This is a genomic window from Streptomyces sp. SAS_272 (genome assembly GCF_052543235.1).
In genome coordinates, this window is sequence record NZ_JBMNDR010000101.1 from 25,177 (window position 1) to 31,824 (window position 6,648).

Genomic DNA, 6,648 nt, shown 5'->3' on the forward strand with positions numbered 1-6,648 from the left:
GTGCGGTCGTACGCCGCCGTCGACCTCGGCGCGTCGAGCGGGCGCGTCATGGTCGGCCGCGTCGGCCCCGGCACACTGGAGCTGACCGAGGCGCACCGCTTCGCCAACCGCCCGGTCCGCCTCCCCGAGGGGCTGCGCTGGGACGTGCTGTCCCTGTACGCGGGGGTGCTGGACGGTCTGCGCGCGGCGGGCCAGGTCGACTCCGTCGGCATCGACAGCTGGGCCGTCGACTACGGTCTGCTGGACGCCGACGGGGCGCTGCTCGGCAACCCGGTGCACTACCGGGACGCGCGCACCGAGGGCGTCGCCGAGAAGGTGTGGGCGAGCGTGCCGGCGGCCGAGCTGTACGCGGCGACCGGTCTGCAGTACGCGCCGTTCAACACGCTCTACCAGCTGACGGCCGCCGCCTCCACGGCCCAGCTGGCGCAGGCGCGGCGGCTGCTGCTCATCCCCGACCTGCTGGCGTACTGGCTGACGGGCGAGCAGGGCACGGAGCTGACGAACGCCTCGACGACGCAGTTGATCGACCCCCGCACCGGCGACTGGTCGCACGCCGTCGCCGGCCGGCTCGGGATCGACCTCACGCTGTTCGCCCCGCTGCGGCGGCCCGGCGACCCGGCGGGACTGCTGCGGGAGAAGGTGCTGGAGGAGACGGGCCTCACCGGACCGGTGCCGGTGACTGCCGTCGGCTCGCACGACACCGCGTCGGCCGTGGCGGCCGTCCCGGCCGTCGACGAGCGGTTCGCCTACATCTGCACCGGCACCTGGTCGCTGGCCGGCCTGGAGCTCACGGCGCCCGTGCTCACCGAGGAGAGCCGCGCCGCCAACTTCACCAACGAGCTGGGGCTGGACGGCACGGTCCGCTATCTGCGCAACATCATGGGACTGTGGCTGCTCCAGGAGTGCATGCGCGCCTGGGACCACCCCGACCTGGCGGGCCTGCTGCGGGACGCGGCAGCCGCGCCCGCGCTGCGCTCGGTCGTGGACGCGGGGGACGCCGTCTTCCTGCCGCCCGGGCGGATGCCGGAACGGATCGCCGAGGCCTGCCGCGCCTCGGGGCAGCCGGTTCCGGGCACCCCCGGTGAGATCACCCGCTGCATCCTCGACTCCCTGGCCCTGGCGCACCGCAGGGCGATCGAGGAGGCTCAGCGGCTGGCCGGCCATGCCGTCGACGTGGTCCACATCGTCGGCGGCGGCACCCGCAACACGCTGCTGTGCCAGCTCACCGCCGACGCCTGCGGACTGCCGGTGGTGGCCGGTCCGACGGAGGCGGCCGCGCTCGGCAACGTGCTCGTCCAGGCCCGCTCCCACGGGCTGGTCGGCGACCGTGCCGACATGCGCCGGCTGCTCGCCCGCACCCAGCCGCTGACACGCTACGAGCCGCGCGGCGGCGCGGAGCGGTGGCGGGAGGCGCAGGCCCGTCTCACCACACGGTGAGACGGGGACTCCCCCGGAGCACCCCGGCGGGCTACTCTTCATTCATCCGATGACCGACCCCCGAGGAGCCGCGATGCGTGTCGCCCTGTTCCTGACCTGTGTCAACGACACGCTCTATCCGGACACCGGCCGCGCCGTGGTGAAACTGCTGACCAGGCTGGGCGTCGAGGTCGACTTCCCGATGGCGCAGACCTGCTGCGGCCAGGCCCACTACAACACCGGTTACCGCCATGAGGCCGAACCCCTCGCCCGGCATTTCTCCGATGTCTTCGGTGAATACGAGGCGATCGTGACGCCGTCGGGATCGTGCGGGGCGATGGTGCGGGAGCTGTACCCGCGGATGGGCGAGCGGGCCCGGGCGGAAGGGCGCGGAGACACGCTCGCCGCGACCCTCGCCCCGGTCGTCCCGAAGACGTACGAGCTCACCGAGTTCCTGGTGGACGTGCTCGGTGTGACCGACGTCGGCGCGTACTACCCGCACACGGTGACCTATCACCCGACCTGTCACGGGCTGCGCGGTCTGGGGCTCGGGGACCGGCCGCGGCGGCTGCTCCAGGCGGTCCGGGGGCTGGAGCTCACGGAGCTGCCGGGCGCCGACGAGTGCTGCGGCTTCGGCGGCACGTTCGCGCTGAAGAACTCCGACGTCTCGGCGGCGATGGGCGCCGACAAGGTGCGCAACGCCGAGTCGACGGGCGCGGAGGTGCTGTGCGCGGCCGACAACTCCTGTCTGATGCACATCGGCGGGACCATGACCCGGCTGCGGACCGGGATGCGGCCGGTGCACATCGCGGAGATCCTGGCGAGTACGGAAGCGGAGCCGGCGCTGTGAGCGGGACGTTCGTCGGCATGCCGGCGTTTCCGGAGGCCGCCCGGGAGGCGGTCGGCGACACGACTCTGCGCGCCAATCTGCGGCACGCCACGCACACCATCCGCGCCAAGCGCGCGGCGGCGGTCGCCGAGGTGTCCGACTGGGCCGCCCTGCGCGAGGCCGGCAAGCAGATCAAGGACCACACGCTGCGGCATCTCGACCGGTATCTGGTGCAGTTGGAGGAGTCGGTCACCGCGGCCGGCGGCACGGTCCACTGGGCCGCCGACGCCGACGAGGCCAACCGGATCGTCACCCGGCTGGTCAAGGAGACCGGCGAGTCCGAGGTCGTCAAGGTCAAGTCCATGGCGACGCAGGAGATCGGGCTCAACGAGGCGCTGGAGGCCGAGGGCATCCGGGCCTACGAGACCGATCTCGCCGAGCTGATCGTGCAGTTGGGCAAGGACCGCCCCTCGCACATCCTGGTCCCGGCCATCCACCGAAACCGGGGCGAGATCCGGGACATCTTCGCCGCGGAGATGAGCCAGTGGGGGCGTCCGGCCCCGGAGGGCCTCACGGACACGCCCGCCGAGCTCGCCGAGGCGGCCCGCCTGCACCTGCGGGAGAAGTTCCTGCGCGCCAAGGTCGGCGTCTCCGGCGCGAACTTCATGGTCGCCGAGACCGGCACCCTGGTGGTCGTGGAGTCGGAGGGCAACGGGCGGATGTGCCTCACCCTCCCCGAGACGCTGATCTCCGTCGTCGGCATCGAGAAGATCGTGCCGACCTGGCGCGACCTGGAGGTCTTCCTCCAGACGCTGCCCCGCTCCTCGACGGCCGAACGCATGAACCCTTACACCTCGACATGGACGGGCACCACGGACGGCGACGGTCCGCGGACGTTCCATCTGGTGCTGCTGGACAACGGCCGCACCGACACGCTCGCCGACGAGGTCGGCCGGCAGGCCCTGCGCTGTATCCGCTGCTCGGCCTGTCTGAACGTGTGCCCCGTGTACGAGCGGGCCGGCGGCCACGCCTACGGCTCGGTCTACCCGGGCCCGATCGGCGCCATCCTCAGTCCTCAACTGCGGGGCACCGGCAGTGAGATCGACGCCTCGCTGCCGTACGCCTCCTCCCTGTGCGGGGCCTGCTACGAGGTCTGTCCGGTCGCCATCGACATCCCGGAGGTGCTGGTGCACCTGCGTGAACGGGTCGTGCAGGGCGGGCCGGTGACCCTGGAGGGCAACCGGACGGTGCTGAAGCCCGCCAAGGGCCACGCCGCCGAGCGCGCGGCGATGCGGGCGGCCCGCTGGGCGTTCGCCCGACCCGGCGCGCTGCGCGCCGGTCAGCGGCTGGCGTCCCGCACCCGCCGGCTGCACCCCCGCACTCTGCCCGGACCGGGCCGGGCGTGGAGCGGCAGCCGGGATCTTCCGCCCGTGCCCGCGGAACCCTTCCGCGACTGGTGGCAGCGGACCAACGGCGGCGACGCCGGCGAGGGGAGGGCGAAGTGAGCAGCAGGGAACAGATTCTGGGCCGGGTCCGGCGCGCGCTGGCCGACGTGCCGCGCGGCGACGGGTCGGAGCGGCCCGACGGGTCCGAAGCGCCCGACGGGTCCGGAGGGGTCGCCGGGTACGAGGATGCCGTGGCCCGGTCGTACCTGCGGGAGCACGGCGAGCGCGACGCCGCACAGACGGCGGAGCTGCTGGCGGAGAACCTGGCCGACTACCGGGCGCTCGTGCACCGCTGCACCGAGGACGAACTCCCTTCTCTGATCGCCCGGTTGCTCGCCGACCACGGGACGAGGTCGGTCCTCGCGCCGGCGGGGCTGGACCCCGCCTGGCTGTCGGCGGCGGACGCCGAGCGGATCGAGGACCGGGCCGAGAGCACCGCGCACGAGCTGGACGGTGTGGACAGCGTGGTCACGGCGTGTGCGGTGGCGATCGCGGAGACCGGGACGATCGTCCTGGACGGCGGCCCCGGTCAGGGCCGGCGCCGCGTCACCCTGGTCCCCGACCACCATGTGTGCGTGGTGCGGGTACCCGGGCAGGTCGTGTCGTCCGTGCCGCAGGCCCTCGAACGGCTCGACCCGGCCCGCCCGTTGACATGGATCTCCGGTCCGTCGGCGACCAGCGACATCGAGCTGGACCGGGTGGAGGGGGTGCACGGCCCGCGCACGCTGGAGGTCGTCCTCATCGACTGAGGCGGGCAGGGCCGGGCGCGCCTGCCGCGTTCAGAGCTCGCGCGGCTCCAGCGGGTCGACCGCCGGGCCCTGCACGACCGCGCCCCGCACGTCGAACCGCGAACCGTGGCACGGACACTCCCAGGCCCGCTCGGCGCGGTTGAAGGCGACGAGGCAGCCCAGATGGGTGCAGCGTGCGGACAGGGCGTGGAGCTGTCCGTCCTCGTCGCGGTGGACGGCGCAGCGCTCGCCGCCGACCCGGACCACCGCGCCGTCGCCCGGTGCGAGGGTCTCGACGGACGGCCCGGAGGGCGAGGGCAGCCGGTCGCCGACGAAGTGCCGGGCCACGTCGGCCTGCTGCTTGAGGAAGGCGGCGCCCTCGCGGACGACGGAGGCGAGCCGGCGGGGGTCGTACAGGTCGTCCCAGGGGGTCGTCCCGCCGGTGATCTGCTCGGCCAGCAGACGGCCGGCCATGACGCCCCCGCTCATCCCCCAGCCGCCGAAGCCGGTCGCCACGTAGGCGTGGCGGCTGCCGGGGTGCAGCGGTCCGACCAGCGGGACGGAGTCGGTGGAGTCGTTGTCCTGGGTGGCCCAGCGGTGGGTGAAGGTCAGGTCGCCGAAGCGGTCGGTGGCCCAGGCGCACAGGCGGGCGAACCGCTCGTCGACGTCACCGCCGGAGCCCGGCGTGAAGTGCTCGCCCGTCACGATGAGCAGGCGCCGGCCGTCGTCCATCGGCGCCGTGCGCACCGAGCGGGTGTTCTGCTCCTGGGTGATGTACATGCCGAGCGGGGCGCCGATGGCGTCGAGCGGCGCGGCCACGACCAGTTCGCGGCGCGGAGAGAGCCGGGTGAAGAGCAGCGCCCGGTCGAAGACCGGGTAGTGGGTGGCGACGACGACGGACCGGGCGCTCACCTCGGTCCCGGACGCGGGCGAGCGGGTGGTGAGCACACAGGGGGCGCCCTCGGTGAGGCCGGTGACCCGGGTCTGCTCGTGGATCGTGCCGCCGAGCCGCCGGATGTCGTCGGCGAGGGCGAGGAGGTACTTGCGGGGGTGGAACTGCGCCTGCTCCGCGACCCGGACCGCGCCGGCGACGGGAAACGGCAGGTCCGTGTCGGTCACGTACGCGGCCGGGAGCCCGGCCTCCCGCGCGGCCTCCGCCTCCGCCTTCAGGGCATCGGTGCCGGAGGCGTCCTCGACGTAGGTGTAGGCCGCCGTCTCCTCCCAGTCGCAGTCGACGCCGAGCGTGTCCGCGGTCGCGGCGATGTGCCGGACGGCCTCCGACTGCGAGCGGGCGTACAGTGCGGCCGCCTCCGGCCCCCGGGTGCGGCGCAGCCGGTCGTAGACCAGGGTGTGCAGGGCGCTGACCTTCGCCGTCGTGTGCCCGGTGACCCCGGCCGCGATCCGGTCCGCCTCCAGCACGGCGACGGAGAGCCCCCGCCGGGCCAGCTCCCACGCGGTGCTCAGTCCGGCGATGCCCGCGCCGACGACCGCGACGTCCACGGTGAGCGGCCCCTCGGGCGGGGGCAGCGGGTCGCCGGGGGGCGCGGTGTCCAGCCAGTACGACCCGTGGAGGTGCGCGTGATCGTCCATGTCCGCCGGGTTCCCACGGCCGGGCGGGTCACACGGGCTCCCGCGCCCCGCGATGACGGCTCCCGCTCTCCGAGGGCTCCCGATCGCGAGCCGGCTCCCGATCCGAGGCGGGCTCCCGATCCGAGGCGGGCTCCCGGTCCGAAGCGGGCTCCCGGTCCGAAGCGGGCTCCCGGTCCGCGCCGGCTGCCGGTCCCACCGGCGTGCGCGCCGCGCGGCTGCGGCCGTCGCTCAGGACCAGGTGATCGGGCAGCCGTGCCGCAGGGCGTACCGGGCGGCGCGCAGGTACAGGGCCACGTAGAAGGCCGCCTGAAGGTCGTCGGCCCACGGTCCCGGCCGTGCCACGGCCGCCTCGCTCGCCTCGCCGTCCAGGAACCACCGCGTCAGTTCCAGGTTGCCGCCGGTCTCCGGTATCGCGTCCAGGGGCAGGTCGAGAGCGCGGGCCAGCCGCTCGGCGAGGGCGAGGACCTGCGGCGCTCCGGCGATCAGCGTCTCGTCCGCGTAGGCGCTGCCGATCGGCAGTTCCACCTCCCGGTCGAGGGAGACCGGCACCAGGACGGTCCAGCCGAGGAGCGTCTCCTCCTCGGCCGGGGTGAGGTGCGCCCGGCACAGCGCGGGGGGGGGGGGGGGGGGGAGGGGGGGG

Annotated in this window: 5 protein-coding genes and 1 pseudogene; 4 read left to right on the forward strand and 2 right to left on the reverse strand. The window is 74.2% G+C overall.

The features are described from left to right. The 4 genes from ACN6LD_RS36600 (at position 1) to ACN6LD_RS36615 (ending at position 4,439) form a co-directional block, all read left to right on the forward strand. On the forward strand, positions 1–1,437 hold the full coding sequence (locus ACN6LD_RS36600) for a rhamnulokinase (RefSeq protein WP_415924859.1): 1,437 nt from the start codon (positions 1–3) through the stop codon (positions 1,435–1,437). A 73-nt stretch (positions 1,438–1,510) separates the two neighbouring features. Next, positions 1,511–2,266: a (Fe-S)-binding protein gene (locus ACN6LD_RS36605; RefSeq protein ID WP_445045407.1), complete on the forward strand. Its 756-nt coding sequence runs from the start codon at positions 1,511–1,513 to the stop codon at positions 2,264–2,266. Beyond that, a complete protein-coding gene (locus ACN6LD_RS36610) occupies positions 2,263–3,750 on the forward strand; it encodes a LutB/LldF family L-lactate oxidation iron-sulfur protein (protein WP_319189484.1) in 1,488 nt (495 codons plus the stop codon). Before ACN6LD_RS36605 ends, ACN6LD_RS36610 begins: the two co-directional genes overlap by 4 nt. Then, entirely contained in the window at positions 3,747–4,439 is a 693-nt protein-coding gene (locus ACN6LD_RS36615) for a LutC/YkgG family protein (RefSeq protein WP_319189482.1), read from the forward strand. Before ACN6LD_RS36610 ends, ACN6LD_RS36615 begins: the two co-directional genes overlap by 4 nt. A 30-nt stretch (positions 4,440–4,469) precedes the next feature. Here the strand turns inward: ACN6LD_RS36615 and ACN6LD_RS36620 are convergent, their stop codons facing one another. Both ACN6LD_RS36620 and ACN6LD_RS36625 read right to left on the reverse strand, forming a co-directional pair. Continuing rightward, a complete protein-coding gene (locus tag ACN6LD_RS36620; protein ID WP_319189480.1) occupies positions 4,470–6,008 on the reverse strand; it encodes an FAD-dependent oxidoreductase in 1,539 nt (512 codons plus the stop codon). Between the two features lie 228 nt (positions 6,009–6,236). Continuing rightward, positions 6,237–6,648 (reverse strand): annotated as a pseudogene (locus ACN6LD_RS36625) (hypothetical protein); the annotation flags it as partial.